Origin of the sequence: Micrococcus sp. GbtcB5 (assembly GCF_019091605.1) — a bacterium.
Taxonomy (GTDB): domain Bacteria; phylum Actinomycetota; class Actinomycetes; order Actinomycetales; family Micrococcaceae; genus Micrococcus; species Micrococcus luteus.
In genome coordinates, this window is sequence record NZ_JAGXJK010000554.1 from 1 (window position 1) to 232 (window position 232).

1 pseudogene is annotated in these 232 nt (G+C 78.9%); it reads right to left on the reverse strand.

Annotation, left to right across the window (positions count from 1 at the left end):
• Positions 1-232: pseudogene (locus tag KVS67_RS13480) on the reverse strand (ABC transporter); the annotation flags it as partial.

Genomic DNA, 232 nt, shown 5'->3' on the forward strand with positions numbered 1-232 from the left:
TGCCCCCCGCCGCGCCCTCGGGCCCGCGGCCGAGCCCGCCGGCCACGGTGATGTCGCGGTCGGCGGCCCCGACCAGCAGCTGCCAGGGCACGGCGTCGGCGTAGCGGTGCGCCGTCGTCGTGAAGATCCACAGGTCGGCGGCTTCGGGGAGCTGCCGGGCCAGCGCGCGGTTCTGGTCCGCCACGGAGGCGATGTCCGGGGCGGCCACGAGGGCGGTGGCCGAGGGCAGTGC